At 43.7% G+C, this 263-nt stretch carries 1 protein-coding gene; it reads right to left on the reverse strand.

The window, feature by feature from the left end; translation table 11 throughout:
* The coding region (locus AAEZ03_RS27765) for a proton-conducting transporter transmembrane domain-containing protein (RefSeq protein WP_350583106.1) at window positions 1-263 on the reverse strand (263 nt) is incomplete at both ends.

A 263-nucleotide genomic window follows, 5' to 3' on the forward strand; every position in this document is an offset into this window, starting at 1 on the left:
TGTTAATATCAAACACGTCTGGAGCGCGCGTAATAATCTCTTGAATATTAAGCGTGCCAAATTCGCGGAATAATAAAAACAAACCAAAGGCTAAGAACACATCACCCACACGGGTGACGGTAAAGGCTTTCATCGCCGCCCGACCATTGGCTCTGTCATGATAATAAAAACCAATGAGTAAGTATGAACAGATACCGACGCCTTCCCAACCGAGATAGAGCAAGAATAAATTGTCCGCCAATACCAGCAATAACATACTGGCG

Source organism: Pseudomonas sp. HY2-MNA-CIBAN-0224, assembly GCF_040310285.1.
In the GTDB taxonomy this organism is placed as follows: Bacteria; Pseudomonadota; Gammaproteobacteria; order Pseudomonadales; family Pseudomonadaceae; genus Aquipseudomonas; species Aquipseudomonas helleri.